This window comes from Jiangella alba, from assembly GCF_900106035.1.
GTDB classification, from domain to species: Bacteria; Actinomycetota; Actinomycetes; order Jiangellales; family Jiangellaceae; genus Jiangella; species Jiangella alba.
Genome location: NZ_FNUC01000004.1, coordinates 3,307,471 through 3,321,538, shown reverse-complemented (window position 1 = coordinate 3,321,538; position 14,068 = coordinate 3,307,471). Strand labels below are relative to the sequence as shown.

The 14,068-nt window shown below is 71.8% G+C and carries 8 protein-coding genes; 1 reads left to right on the top strand and 7 read right to left on the bottom strand.

Annotated features, from left to right (window positions below):
• Nucleotides 1-55: 55 nt before the first annotated feature.
• From BLV02_RS33155 to BLV02_RS33145, 3 genes are read right to left on the bottom strand one after another with little or no spacing between them, the layout of a single operon-like run.
• Entirely contained in the window at nt 56-1,126 is a 1,071-nt protein-coding gene (locus BLV02_RS33155; protein ID WP_216094441.1) for an ABC transporter permease, read from the bottom strand.
• Nucleotides 1,123-2,607, bottom strand: a complete 1,485-nt coding sequence (locus BLV02_RS33150) for an ATP-binding cassette domain-containing protein (RefSeq protein ID WP_069113788.1) — start codon at nt 2,605-2,607, stop codon at nt 1,123-1,125. Before BLV02_RS33150 ends, BLV02_RS33155 begins: the two co-directional genes overlap by 4 nt.
• Nucleotides 2,608-2,624: 17 nt before the next feature.
• Complete coding sequence (locus BLV02_RS33145) at nt 2,625-3,875, bottom strand: ROK family transcriptional regulator (RefSeq protein ID WP_069113632.1); 1,251 nt, start codon at nt 3,873-3,875, stop codon at nt 2,625-2,627.
• 858 nt (nt 3,876-4,733) lie between these two features.
• Here BLV02_RS33145 and BLV02_RS33140 point away from each other — a divergent pair.
• Complete coding sequence (locus BLV02_RS33140) at nt 4,734-5,117, top strand: VOC family protein (RefSeq protein ID WP_069113633.1); 384 nt, start codon at nt 4,734-4,736, stop codon at nt 5,115-5,117.
• A gap of 67 nt (nt 5,118-5,184) precedes the next feature.
• Here BLV02_RS33140 and BLV02_RS33135 read toward each other — a convergent pair whose 3' ends face one another.
• The 4 genes from BLV02_RS33135 to BLV02_RS33120 all read right to left on the bottom strand — a co-directional run bounded on the left by BLV02_RS33135 (nt 5,185) and on the right by BLV02_RS33120 (nt 14,014).
• Nucleotides 5,185-7,299 (bottom strand): PQQ-dependent sugar dehydrogenase, encoded by a 2,115-nt coding sequence (locus BLV02_RS33135; protein WP_069113634.1) that lies wholly within the window; start codon nt 7,297-7,299, stop codon nt 5,185-5,187.
• A 193-nt stretch (nt 7,300-7,492) separates the two neighbouring features.
• Nucleotides 7,493-10,822 carry a PQQ-dependent sugar dehydrogenase gene (locus BLV02_RS33130; RefSeq protein ID WP_083289025.1) on the bottom strand — a complete coding sequence of 1,110 codons (3,330 nt, stop codon included), beginning with the start codon at nt 10,820-10,822 and terminating at the stop codon, nt 7,493-7,495.
• Nucleotides 10,823-10,837: 15 nt separating this feature from the next.
• A complete protein-coding gene (locus tag BLV02_RS33125) occupies nt 10,838-11,785 on the bottom strand; it encodes a sugar phosphate isomerase/epimerase family protein (RefSeq protein ID WP_069113635.1) in 948 nt (315 codons plus the stop codon).
• A 1,035-nt stretch (nt 11,786-12,820) separates the two neighbouring features.
• Nucleotides 12,821-14,014, bottom strand: coding sequence for an ROK family transcriptional regulator (locus BLV02_RS33120; protein WP_069113636.1), 1,194 nt, complete (start codon nt 14,012-14,014; stop codon nt 12,821-12,823).
• Nucleotides 14,015-14,068: the final 54 nt, after the last annotated feature.

The following is a 14,068-nucleotide window of genomic DNA, read 5'->3' as shown; positions in this document are numbered from 1 at the left end:
TCGGTCCCGGACTGCCCGTCCGGCGGGTGCGCTCTTGGGGGTGGGCTCTGGGGGGCTAGGACGAGTCGCTGCTGCGGACCGCGACCCGCTGCTGCAGGAGCACGGCGATGACGATGATCGCGCCCTTGGCGACGGCCTGGGTGGAACTGTCGAGGTTGTTGAGGGTGAACACGTTGGTCAGCGTGGTGAAGATCAGCACGCCGAAGACGGTGCCGACGATGGTGCCGCGGCCGCCGGAGAGCAGCGTGCCGCCGATGACGACGGCGGCGATCGCGTCCAGCTCGTAGTACAGGCCGTGCGTCGCGCTGCCGGTGCCGGTGCGGGCGGTCAGCATGATCCCGGCGATGCCGCAGGCCAGACCCACCAGGACGTACAGCAGCACGATGTGCCGCTTGACCGCGATGCCGGCCAGCCGCGCCGCCGTCGCGTTGCCGCCGACGGCGATGGTGCGCCGGCCGAACGTGGTGCGGTTGAGCAGCACCCACCCGATGGCGCTGATCACGGCGAAGATCCAGATCAGCACCGAGATGCCGAGGAACTCGCCGTTGAGGGTGTCGACCAGCCCGCGGACGTCGACGATCTGCGTGCGCTTCTCGGAGATGATCTCGGCGAGGCCACGAGCGGCGACCAGCATCGCCAAGGTGACGATGAACGGCGCCATCCCGCCGTAGGCGATGAGGACGCCGTTGACCAACCCGCAGCCGACGCCGACCGCGCAGGCGACGAACACCATCATCAGCCAGTGGGTGTCCTCGGCCATCCGCTGCGTCGCCAGGGTGGTGGCCCAGACCGACGCGAGCGCGACGATGGCGCCGACGGACAGGTCGAAACCGCCGCCGATGATCACGAACGTCATGCCGATGCTGACCACGCCGATGACCGAGGCGAACCGCAGGATCGTCAGCACGTTGTCGGTGCTGGCGAACCGGTCGCCGGCGGTGGCCACGCCCACGACGCACAGCACCAGCAGGGCGAGCACCAGGCCGAGGTTCCGGCCGAACGGGCTGCTCATGAACCGGACGAAGCCGGACTGGGTCTCGCCCTCGGCCGCCGCGGCCGCCTCGATGCGACGGTGCTCGTCGGCGGGCGGGGTGGTCGGCGGTGCGGACGGAGTCTGGTCGCTCACGCTGCGCTCCCTTCCATCACCAGGTCGAGGACCCGGTGCTCGTCGATGTCGTCGGCCGGCCCGGTGTGCACGACGACCCCTTCCCGCAGGACCAGCACCCGGTCGGCCAGGCCGAGCACCTCGGGGACCTCACTGCTGACCAGGACGACGGCGACACCGTCGTCGGCGAGCCGGCGGACGAGCGCGTAGATCTCGCTGCGCGCACCCACGTCGACCCCTCGCGTCGGCTCGTCCAGCAGCAGCACCCGGCATTCCCGGAGCAGCCACCTGGCGAGGACGATCTTCTGCTGGTTGCCGCCCGACAGGGTGCGGACGGCGCGGTCGACGTCGGGCGGGCGGACGTCGAGCGCCTTGACGTGCTCGGTGGCGGCGCGCTTCTCGGTGCCGCGGTCGAGGAAGCCGAGGCGGGCGAACCGCCCCATGGTGGCGAGGCTGACGTTGCGGTAGATGGCCTCGTCGAGCAGCAGGCCCTGGCTCTTGCGCTCCTCGGGACACAGCCCGACGCCGGCGCCGACGGCCGCGCGGACCGACCCGTTGCGCAGGGTCCGCCCGTCGACGCTGACCGACCCCGACGCCGCCTTGCGCGCGCCGTAGACGGTCTCGAGGATCTCCGAGCGCCCGGACCCGACCAGCCCGGCCAGCCCGACGATCTCGCCGGCCCGCACCTCGAAGTCGACGCCGCTGAACGCCTTGCCCGAGGAGAGGTCGCGGACCGCCAGCACGACCGAGCCGTGGCCGTCGCGGGCCTGCCGCTGCGGGAACACGTACTCGATGTCGCGGCCGGTCATGCGGCGGGTCAGCTCGCGGGTCGGTGTGTCGCGGGCGGGCAGGCCGGTGGCGACGGTGCGGCCGTCCTTGAGGACCGTGACGCGGTCGCCGATCTGGCGGATCTCCTCGAGCCGGTGCGAGATGTACACGACGGCGACGCCCTCGGCCTGGAGGTCGCGGATGACCTTGAACAGCCGGGCGACCTCCTCCTGGTCGAGGACCGCCGACGGCTCGTCCATGATGATCAGCTTGACGTCGTGCGACAGCGCCCGCGCCATGCTGACGATCTGCTTGCCGGCCGCCGACAGCGTGCCGACCTCGCGGCGCGGCGAGATCTCCGGGTGGCCGAGCCGCGCCAGCAGCGTGGCGGCCTGCTTCTGGGTGTCGCCGCGGCGGGAGAAGCCGGCCGCGGCCAGCTCGTGGCCGAGGTAGATGTTCTCGGCCACGGACAGGCCGTCGACGAGGTCGAGCTCCTGGTAGATGGTCGCGATGCCGTTCTTCATCGCCGCCAGCGGCGTGGTGAGCCGGAGGGCCTCGCCCTGCCAGCGGATCTCGCCCTCGTCCGGCTGGTGGGCGCCGGCCAGGACCTTGATGAGCGTGGACTTGCCGGCGCCGTTCTGGCCGAGCAGGCAGTGCACCTCGCCGGCGCGGACCTCGAGGTCGACGCCGTCGAGGGCCCGCACGCCCGGGAAGACCTTGACGATGCCGGTCATCTGCAGCAACGGGTCGCTCACGCCATACCTCCGGGAAGTGGGGCCGGGACGGTGGCCACGGACGCGGGGTCGGTGAAGACGGCTTCGAGGGCGACGTGCGCGCCGCCGCGGCAGGCGGCGGTGAAGCCCAGCGCGGACAGCTCGATGCGGCAGCCGCCGCGGGCCGGTGCGACGACCCGCTTGTCCAGCTCGGTCTCCATGGCCGGGAGGAAGAACTCGCCGAGTGCGGCGAAGTAGCCGCCGAGGACGATCACCCGCGGGTTGAAGAGGTTGACCAGGATGGCCGCGCCGAGCCCGAGCGTGGTGCCGACCGCCTCGATGCCGCGCAGCGTGCGGCCGTCGCCGAGCGACGCGCGGCGGCGGATCTCGGCCAGCCGGACCTCGAGGTCGACCGACGGGTCGGTGACCGGGTCGTCCTTGTCGGCCACCTCGCGGAGCAGCGCCGCCAGGCCGACCGACGCCTCCCAGCAGCCGAGCTTGCCGCAGCCGCAGCGGTGGGCGGGGTCGCCGATCGGCATGTGCCCGATCTCGCCGCCGTAGCCCTCGGTGCCGCGCAGCAGCACGCCGTCGGAGATGACGCCGCCGCCGACCCCGGTCTCGCCGGTGACGTAGACGAGGTCGCCGGTGCCGGCCGAGGAGCCGACGGCGTACTCGGCCAGCGCGCTGAGGTTGGCGTCGTTGTCGACCCGGATGGCCGCGGCCGGACCGGCCAGCCGCGCGGTCAGCTCGTCGGCGATGCGCACCTCGCGCCAGCCGATGTTCGGCGCGTGCCGCAGCACGCCGGGCGCGGTCTCGACCATGCCCGGGATGCCGACGGTGATGCCGCCGACGTCGTGACCCTGAGCCGCGGCGTGGTCGACGGCCGCCGCGATGGCCGCGGCCAGCTCGTCCAGCGTCTTCTCCACGCCCAGGCGCGGCACGTCGAGCGGGGTGCGGACGTAGCTGACCTGCTCGCCGCGCAGGTCGAGCACGAGCACCGCGACGTAGTCGACGTTCACCTCGGCGCCCAGCCCGCAGATGCGGCCGTCGATCTCCACCGTCTGCCCGGGCCGGCCCACCCCGCCGCCGCGCTCGACGTCGCCGTCGCGGACCAGGCCCAGCTCGCCGAGCTCGGCGACCAGGCTGGAGACCGTGGCCTTGTTGAGGCCGGTGTCGGCGGCGATGCGGGCCCGCGAGCGCGGCCCGTGGTCGCGGAGGTCGCGCAGGACCATCGCCAGATTGTGCCGGCGCAGGAACACCTGGTCGGCGGGCGCGGACGCGTCCGTCATGGGTGCCCCCTCTCCCCGGCGTGACCTGCATCACGAGTGTTCGTCGGTTGGGACAACAAACTAGGAAGGGCGGCCAGTCGCGGTCAAGGGTTACGAACGAGTTTCTTCCGGTGACCAGCCGATGACGCTCGAACAACCGCCGGGCCGGCCGTGGCGGCCGGATCAGCTGGACGATCCGGTCGATACCAGGCAATATGCGCTCTGAGCTGCGGGTTGGCGGGTCGGGCGCGGCGGCCGGGACGGGGTGGCCGGCGGGCGAGCGGACGAGGTCACGGTTCGGCAACATCCGGCGCCGTGGCGACAGAACGTCAGCACTCAAGCCAGGTTTCACGCATCTCGGCGACGAACTTCTCACCGTCACTGGACAAAGTCGCGAACCGATTCAAGGGTCCGCCGCCGGCGGCGACGACGGGGTCACCGGCCGGCGACCCGGCCATCGGCTGATTCCGGATGGCGTGCGGCACCTTTGCAATGAGCACCTCTACGCACCGCCCGCGGCCGGGCACAGCTTGGCAAGGCTGGCCGCCGCCCGAACCCGGGCATTCCGGGCACGCGCGCGACGACCAGCCTTGCCAAGGTGATGGTCAGCGAGCCGAGTCCCGGTCCCGCCGCCGCGGACGGTGGTGCGTAGAGGTGCCCATTGCAAACGGCGCGGATGACCTGGCGGGTGGTGCGTACGGCGCGGACGACCGCCTGGCGGGTGGTGCGTAGAGGTGTCCATGCAAACGGCGCGGACGACCTGGCGGATGGTGCGTAGAAGTGTCCATTGCAAACAGCGCGGACGGCCGCCTGGCGGATGGTGCGTAGCGGTGTCCATGGCAAACGGCGCGGACGGCCCGGCGGGTAGCGTCACGGGGCATGCATCGCAGCCGCCTCTCCACCCTGTTGATCGACGCACCGGCCGCCGAGGCCGGGCGGAGCGTCGCGTTCTGGACCGCCGCGCTCGGCACCACCAGCCAGAGCCCGCCCGGCGAGCCGCAGTTCCACGGGCTGCCCGGCGCCGTCCCCGGGCTGGTGACCGCCGTCCAGTCGCTCGAGGACGGGCCGTCGCGCTACCACGTCGACATCGAGACCGACGACGTCGCGGCCGAGGTGGCCCGGCTCACCGGGCTCGGCGCCGTCGAGGTCGGCGAGTGGCAGGGCTGCCACACGCTGCGGGCGCCAGGCGGGCACCTGCTGTGCGTCATCCCGGTACACAGCGACCCGGCCGAGTTCACCGCCGCCGCCACGGTCTGGGAGTAGGGGCCGGCCGGGTTCTCGCCCCGTGGACGAGAACCCGGCCGGCGTGTGTGTCCGGACGATCAGGGCGTCAGCCCGCCGGAACCAGCACCACCTCCGCGCTGTCGGTCAGCGCCGGCACTCCCTCGCCGGGGTCGTCGGTGTAGGTGACGTTGAAGACGCCGGTGAGGTTGTCGCCCGGGTCGTGACCGCCCGGCAGCGTCGTCAGCAGCGTGCCGCTGCAGCCGAGCGCCGTCGTCTGCGGGTGACCGTGGGTGTCGTGGCCGAGGATGTACGTCACGCGCACCCGCGAGCAGTCCACCGGCTGGTCGTCGGTGACCTGCACCTCGTACGCCACCTGGTCGCCGAAGCTGAAGGTGTCGCCCGACTGCGGCGTCACGAACTCGACCTGCGGCGTGAGGTTGCCGACGATGACGTCGACCTCCGCCGACGCCGACTTGTTGCGGTGCTTGCCGCCGAGGTCGGTGACCTTCAGCGTCGCGTGGTACAGGCCGTTCTCCTCGTAGGTGAACGACGGGTTCTTCTGCCGCGAGTCGACCTTGCCGTCGCCGTCGAAGTCCCACTCGTAGCGCAGCCGGTCGCCGTCGGCGTCGGCCGTGCCATCGCTGGAGAACTGCACCGCCAGCGGCGCCAGCCCCTCGGTGACGTCCGCCGCGACGACGGGCGTCGGCGTGTGGTTGCCGCCCACGCCGATGTAGTCGATGCGCGACAGCTGGGCGTCGGGGTTCTCGGCGAAGAAGCCGTCGCCGTACTCGAGGACGTAGAGCGCGCCGTCGGGGCCGAACTCCATGTCCATCGGGTTGTCGGTGACGATCGACGGGACGATGCTCTCGATCGCCTCGACCCCGCCGTCGTCGTCGAGGTGGATGCCCTTGATCCAGTCGCGGGTCCACTCGTAGGCCAGCGGGATGCCGTCGTAGTACTCGGGCCAGGCGATCGGCGCCCGCCCCCGGGTGGCGTTCCGGTCGAAGTCGTAGGCCGGGCCGCCCATCGGGCCGATGCCGCCGGTGCCCAGCTCCGGGAACTCCGCCGACGCTCCGTAGCCGTACCAGATGTCCGGCTGCGTGACGGGCGGCAGCTCGGTCAGGCCGGTGTTGTGCGGCGACTCGTTCACCGGCGCCGCGCAGTCGAACGGCGCGCCGGACGCCCCGGTGCCGAAGTCGTAGTCGACGTAGGGCTTGTCGGCCGTGGCGCAGTACGGCCAGCCGTAGTTCGCCGGCTCGCGGACGACCGTCCACTTGCCCTGACCGGCCGGCCCGCGCGCGGGGTCGTCGGCGCCGGCGTCGGGCGAGTAGTCGCCGACGTAGACGTCGCCGGTCTCGGGCTGCACCTCGAGGCGGAACGGGTTGCGCAGGCCCATGGCGTAGATCTCGGGCTGGGTGCCCGCGGTGCCGGGCTCGAACAGGTTGCCGTCCGGGATGGTGTACGAGCCGTCGTCCTGCACCGTGATGCGCAGGATCTTGCCGCGCAGGTCGTTGGTGTTGGCCGAGGTGCGCTGCGCGTCGAACGCCGGGTTGCGGGTGGACCGTTCGTCGATCGGCGCGAACCCGTCGGACTCGAACGGGTTGGTGTCGTCGCCGGTGCCGAGGTAGAGGTTGCCGGCGTCGTCGAAGGCGATGTCGCCGCCGACGTGGCAGCAGATGCCGCGGTCGACCGGGACGTCCATGATGTGCTGCTCGGTCGACAGGTCGATCTGGTCGCCGGTCAGCTCGAACCGCGCCAGGGTGATGTGCCCCTCGAACGGCTCCCAGTCGGCGGGCACGCCGTCGAACAGCGCGTCGCCCTCGTTCAGCGTCGGGGTGTCGGGGTCGTCGAGCGGGGTGTCCAGCGGCGGCGAGTAGTACAGGTAGATCCAGTTGTTCGTCGTGCCGAAGCCGGGGTCGACCGCGATGCTCTGCAGCCCCTCCTCGTCGTGCTCGTAGACGTCCAGCTCCGCGGCCAGCGTGTTGAGCCGCGTGTCGGGGTCGTGCAGCCACACCTCGCCGGCACGGGTCGTGTGCAGCACCCGGCCGTCCGGCAGGACCACGAGGTCCATCGGCTCACCGGGTGTGTCGTTGAGGGTGACCTTTTGGAACGCCGAATCCGGCGGTGCCGCGTCAGGTGCCCCGGACGCGGCGAGGCCCGGTGCCGCGACGAGCGTGGACGCGACGAGCGCCCCCACGGCCATCACTACGGCTTTGCGCATGCTGCCCTCCGATCACGGTTCGGAAGGCCTCAGATAAACGTCCTGTTTCCACTATGTCAAGACGTTTGAAACAGTTTCGTCGCTAACTGTGCAATCTGAGCGGTGAAGTGACGAAAGTGTCCGATGTCCGCTCGCGACAGGACGCCGGTGGGCCGGGCCGCGACCCGGCCCACCGGCGTTCTCCATGCCGCGATCAGGCGCTGAGCTGGGCGGTCAGCACCTCCCCGTGATGCGTGAGCACGGTCCGGGCGGCGGCGTCGGTGACGAACGAGGCGCTGCCGGCGGTGGACAGGAACTGCGCCAGCGACCGGACCGCGCTGTCGTTGCGGCCGGCGTCGGCGTTGCGGACCGCGGCGCTGAGGTGCAAGCGCAGCCGGCTCTCCCCCGCGGTCGTGAGCACGCCCGCGGCGGCGTAGTGATCGACGATCGCGCCGAGATCGGCCAGCGAGGTCGTGACGGTGAACGCCGCCGACGCCGTGCCCTGCCGGCCGGCGGTGTCGGTGGCCGTGGCGGCCAGCGTGTGCTCGCCGACGGCCAGCGTCCACAGCTGCACCGTCGCGCCGGACTCCAGCGGCGCGCCGTCCAGCGTCCCCGTCACCGAGGCGATCCCGGAGACCGCGTCGGTGCCGGTGAACGACGGCGTGAGCGTACCGCTCGCCGCGTAGCTGCCGCCGGCGTCGACCCCGCCGATGGCCGCGACCGGGGGCGTCTTGTCGATCTTCAGCGTGACCGAGCCGACGGACGACACGTTGCCGCCGTTGTCGGTGGCCCGGTAGTGCACCGTCGTGCTGCCCTCGGCCGTGATGGTCAGCGGGTTGTTCGCGTTGACCCAGGTGGCGCCGCCGTCGGTGGAGCGCTGCCGGCTGGCGACGGTGCCGTTGTCGGTGGCGTTGACGGTCAGCGTGACGTCGCCGGTGTACCAGCCGTTCTGGCCGGTCGGCGCCGCCGGGTTGAGCGTGTGGCTCACCGCCGGCGGGGTCACGTCGGCCACGCCGTCGCCGACGAAGCGGACCTCGTCGAGGTCGAACCCGCTGGTCGACGTCAGGTACAGCCGGCCCGAGCCCGCCGGCGGGTTCGTCAGCGCCTGCTCCACCTCGAACCAGCCGGTCCGGTTGCGGAACGAGAGCTGCGCGAACGGCGGCGCCTTCGGGTCGTTCCAGCGCAGGTGCAGCGTGCCCCGTCCCCAGGCGCGGGCGACGATGCCGTCGATGTTGGCCAGGTTGACCGGGTCGAACGCGATCCAGTCGCCGGCGTCGAACGAGGTCACCTTGCGCAGGCCGCGCGCGTCGGGGTCGTCGGTGACCTGCACGCCGCTGCTCGCGTCGAACCACTCCGCCTGCTGCGTCTTCGGGTTCAGCAGCAGCGACGCCTCGCCGCGGGCCGGCGGGACGCCCAGGTGCCCGCCGTCGGTGTAGCCGACCACCAGCGCGCCGTAGATGTTCTCCGTCTCGCCGTGCTCCGGCGCGTCGGCCGGCGTCGGGACGCCGAACGTGCAGCCGGTGCCCGAGCTGAGCGGGTGCGCGTGCTCGTCGTGCCCGAGGCCGAACGCCCACGTCGCCCGCGAGCAGACCGGGGTGTCGCCGTCCTCGGGGTCGCTGACGGACACCGTCACCGGCACCGCCTGGCCCCAGTCGAAGAAGCCGCCGGTCGGGGTGTCCAGCGTGACCGTCGGCGCCACGTTGCCGACCGTGATCTGCGACGACCGGACGCCGAACTTCCCGGACGGGTCGGTGACCCGCAGCGCCGCGTTGTACTGGCCCAACTCGGTGTAGGTGTGCGTGACGGTGACCCCGGTGGCGTCGAACGTGCCGTCGCCGTCGAAGTCCCACTCGTAGGTCAGCGCGGCCCCCTCCGGGTCGGCCGACGCCGACGCGTCGAACGTCACGGTCAGCGGTGCGCCGCTGCTGGAGACCGGGTCGGCGGTGTAGCGGGCCTGCGGCGACTTGTTGCCCTCGGCGTAGTCGACCCGGTACAGGCCGGCGTCGGGGTTCTGCCGGAAGAAGCCGTCACCGTACTCGAGCACGTACAGCGAGCCGTCCGGGCCGAACTCCATGTCCATGACGTTGTCCCAGATCGGCTGGGCCACGTCGCCGAGGTGGGCGTTGGGCAGGAAGTCGGTGATGGCCGTGACCGGGCCGTTGGTGGCGAGGTCCAGCGTGAACGCCGCGACGTAGTCCTGCGAGAACTCGGCGAAGAACGGGTGGCCGTCCCAGAACGCGGGGAACTTCGCCGGCGACGGGTTGGCCGCGTCGTAGCGGTACACCGGGCCGCCCATCGGGCCCTGGCCGCCGCCGCCGAGGTCGGTCAGCTCCGGCCACGGCTGGTGGCTGGCGTTGTCGCCGTAGTACAGGTGAGGTGCGGTGGCCGGCGGGACGACGTCGAGGCCGGTGTTCCAGCGCGAGTTGTTCTCGGCGCCGGCCTCGCAGTCGAACCACGCCCCGGGCGTCGCCGTCGCGTAGTCCCACTCGTTGTAGTTGGCGTTCGGGCCGTGGCAGTACGGCCAGCCGCCGTTGATCGGCTGCAGCGTGGACTGCCACTCGACGTAGCCCATCGGGCCGCGGTTCGGGTTCGGCGCACCGGCGTCGGGCCCGTAGTCGCCCCAGACCAGCGCGCCCGTCTGCACGTCGTAATCGATGCGGAACGGGTTGCGCACGCCCATGACGTAGATCTCCGGGCGGGTCTGGGCCGTGCCCGGCGCGAACAGGTTGCCGTCCGGGATGGTGTAGGACCCGTCGTCCTCGACGTGGATGCGCAGGATCTTGCCGCGCAGGTCGTTGGTGTTGCCCGGGCCGCGGCGGGCGTCGAAGCCCGGGTTCATCCCCGGCGCGTCGTTGTTCGGCGCGAAGCCGTTGGCGCCCGGCGTGCTGGCCGGCGTGTTGTCGCCGGTCGAGAGATACAGGTTGCCGTCGGCGTCCCACGCCATGTCACCGGCGACGTGGCAGCACTGGCCGCGCTGCGTCTCGACCTTGATGATCTGCTGTTCCGTCGACAGGTCGAGCGCGTCGGTGGCCTCGTCCCACTTGAACCGCGACAGGACGTTGTAGCCCTTCCAGCGGTCCCAGTACGACTCGGTCTCGCCGGCCGGCAGCGAGTTCGGCGCGTTGCCCGTCGGCGTCGTCTGCGGGTACGGCGCCTGCATCACGCGCGGCGCGTACAGCAGGTAGACCCACTGGTTCGTCGCGAAGTCCGGGTCGATCGCGATCGTCTGCAGGCCGTCCTCGGAGTTGGCGTACACGTCGATGGTGTTGATCACCCGGGTGATGCCGGTCGACGGGTCGGTCAGCCGGACGTCGCCGTTGCGGGCGGTGTGCAGGATCCGGCTGTCCGGCAGGACGGCGAGGTCGATCGGCTCGCCGGTGTTCTTGCTGAGCAGGATCTTCTCGTAGTTGTCCCAGTCCAGCGCGGGGTCGTCGGCGGCGGGGTCGTGGCCCTCGTGGGCGCCCGCCGGAGCCGTCGCCGTCAGGGCGGCCACGGGCAGGAGCACGGCGAGGATGGCGGTCAGGATGCTGCGGATGCGGTGCATGGGGGGGTCCTCTCGTCAGCCGCGCAGGCCGTAGATGGCGTCGAAGCTGCGTTCGGCCGCGCCCAGCGCGCCGCCGGCGTCCGGCGACGTGTTCGGCGCGTTGTCCTGCTCGTACAGCGAGTAGTGCCGGCCGCGGGAGCCGATGCTGGTGTAGAACCGCTGGAAGTCGATGTCCCCGGCGCCGAACTCGACGATGTCGTACCCGTTCGCCGCCGCCGACCGCCGTCCGTCCTTGGCGTGGAACAGCGGATACCGCAGCCGGTTCGCCACGACGTAGTCGATCGGGTCGAAGCCCGGCGCGATGTGCTGGCCCACGTATGCCCAGTAGATGTCCATCTCGAGGAAGACCAGCTTCGGGTCGGTCTCCGACAGCAGCAGGTCGTACAGCCGCACGCCGGGGTCGTCGGCCGCCATCCGGAATTCGTTCTGGTGGTTGTGGTGGTACCAGCGCAGCCCGCGGACCTGCGCGGCCGCCCCGAACGCGTTGAACTCCGCGGCCGCCGCCCGGTACCCGGCCACCGTCCGGTTGGCCGCCGTCACCGGCTCGTTCGCCGTCCCGATGAACGGCAGGCCGAGGATCTCGGCGCGGTCCAGCTCCAGCTCGATGTTCGTGCGGAACGCGTTCAGCCCGACGTGGCTGCCGATACCCGTCAACCCGTTGTCGTCGAGCAGCTGCCTGATCTGCTGCACCGTGATGCCCGGCTCGGCCGGCGAGCTGTAGCCGGCGAACTCGACGTTCTTGTACCCCAGCCGGGCCAGCTCCTCGAAGACGATCCGGAAGCCGAGCGACGAGACCAGGTTGCGGATGGTGAACAGCTGGATGCCGATCTTGCCGGGCGGCACCAGCATGCCCTTGGCCGCGTTCGCGGCGGACGGAGCGGCGAGCCCCGCCGCCGTCACCGCCATGGTCGTGCCGGCGACGGCGCCCAGGAACCGCCGCCGGTTGATCTCGGGACGTGTCATCTCGTTCTCCTCGTTGAGTCGATCGACCGCAATGCGGGATCGGTGACGGGATGCCAAGTGCGCGCCGAGCGATGCCCCCCTCCCTTCGCTCCGGTGCCCGTGCGAACGCGCGAAGAAACGGCCCGAACCGGCCGTTGATCACGCAAACTAGACGCCCGGAGAGACCCTGGTCAACGGTTTGCGGCGTACTTTCGCAACTTGACGTGGTAAGTAACGCCTGCGCCGGGGATAGTGAGCGTTTCCCCAGGTGCCCGCCGCCGCCGCGAGCATCGGCGTCCTTCGCCGCGCGTATCGGGCGACTGCCGCGAGCGTCAGCACCCGGCGCCGCCCGCGTGTCGGAGCCCGAGGCCGCCGCGAGTGTCAGTGCCCGCCCGTAGGGTGGGCACCCTCCCTAGAGGGGCGGGTCATACCTACCTCGACTCGACGACGCGGCGACGGCGATAAGGGCCGCCCGGTGCTGCCCGCCGGCCGGCAGCGCAGAGCGGAGCCGGCCGCCCACTCGAGCGGACCCGATGGGGGCCAACGGGCGGCGCGAGCAGCTTGGCTGCATCAGCAGGCCGCCCGGCTCGAGGCGGTGTGATTGCGAGCGTTCCGGGTCGTGGAAGCGCCCCTCCGCCCAGGATCGCCGTTACCATCCAGGATTTCGGGCGTGATAGCACCCCAAAACCTGGATGATGATCATGGCGGCGCGGACGTCTCAGTGGCCGCACGTTCGCCGGGCTCTCGTTGGCCGGGTCACCACCGTTCCGTCTGCCCCTGCTGCTTCCAGTGTCGAGGGCGCGGGCGTCCGCCTCAAGCGGACCCCAGCGGCGCTTCGCGCGGCGCGTGACCGCTTGACCCAGCCGCCCGCGCCCTCGTGAAAGCAGCGTCAGGGGCCGGCCGGAAAAGGGCCTCGGCTTCTGGCTCCGCTGGCCTGCTGGTTCGCTGGCCGCTGGCGGGTCGTGGGTGGTGTTCTTGGCTACCGACTCCGCTGCTGGTCCCGCTCCGCTGGCCGCTGGCTGGCGACCGGCGATCGGCTGACGGCGAAGCCACCCGTCAGGGAGCGGCGAAGATCGCGTCGCTGATCAGCGCCGCCGCACCGACGACACCCGCGTCGTCGCCCATCTCGCTGAGGACGACGGGGAGGTTGCCGGTGGCCAGGGGCAGCGAGCGGCGGTAGACCACGCCGCGGATCTCGGCCAGCAGCGGGTGCCCGAGCCGCGCCACCCGGCCGCCGATGACGATGAGGCCGGGGTTGAAGAACGACACCAGGCTGGCCAGCACCCAGCCGACCCGGTGGCCGCCGTCGCGGATCATCTGGACGGTGTAGGGGTCGCCCATGGTGACGGCGGCGGCGACGTCGGCGCCGGTGAGTTCGCCCTTCTCGGCGAGCAGCGACGCCAGCGCCGGCGACCGTCCGCCGCGGGCGGCGGCCAGGGCGTCGCGAGCGAGTGCGGAGCCGCCGAAGAAGGCCTCGAGGCAGCCGGTGTTGCCGCATGCGCAGGTGGGCCCGAACTCCTCGACCCGGATGTGCCCGATGTCGCCCGCGCAGCCGTCGACGCCCCGGTAGAGCTGGCCGTCGACGACGATGCCGCAGCCGATGCCGGTCCCGATCTTGACGAAGAGGAAGTCGCGGGCGTTCTTGGCGACGCCGGAGTGCTGCTCCCCCAGCGCCATGACGTTGACGTCGTTGTCGAGCAGCACCGGGCAGCCCAGCTCGCGCGCGAGCGCGTCGCGGACGGGGTAGCCGTCCCAGCCGGGCATGATCGGCGGCGAGACCGGCATGCCGCCGTGGAAGTCGACCGGGCCGGGCACCCCCACGCCGACGCCCGCGGGACGGGTGACGCCGTGCTCGGCGAGCACCTTGTGGGTCAGCTCGAGCGCGCTGGCCAGCACCGGCTCCGGGCCGAGGCGGACGTCCATGTCGATGGAGCGCTGCCCGAGCACCGTCAGCCGGCCGTCGGTGAGCGCGACGGACACGGTGGTCGCGCCGATCGCCACGCCGACGAACCGGACGTCGGACGACAGGTCCACCAGCGTCGAGCGGCGCCCGCCGCGCGAGGCGGCGGGCCCGGCGCCCTCGGCGAGGCCGAGCTCGGTGAGACGGCTGACCTCGCTGGCCATGGTGGTGCGTGAGACTCCGAGCCGATCGGCGAGCTCCACCCGGGAGAGCGGCCCCTCGTCGCGCAGCAGCTTGAGGACTTTCGCCTGGGTCGCCGTCTCCGGCCGGCCGGCGAGCGTGTGCGCCATGGGATAATCGTGCCACACTTTCGCCGCTACACCGCGAAAGTCGTCTCCCATCGT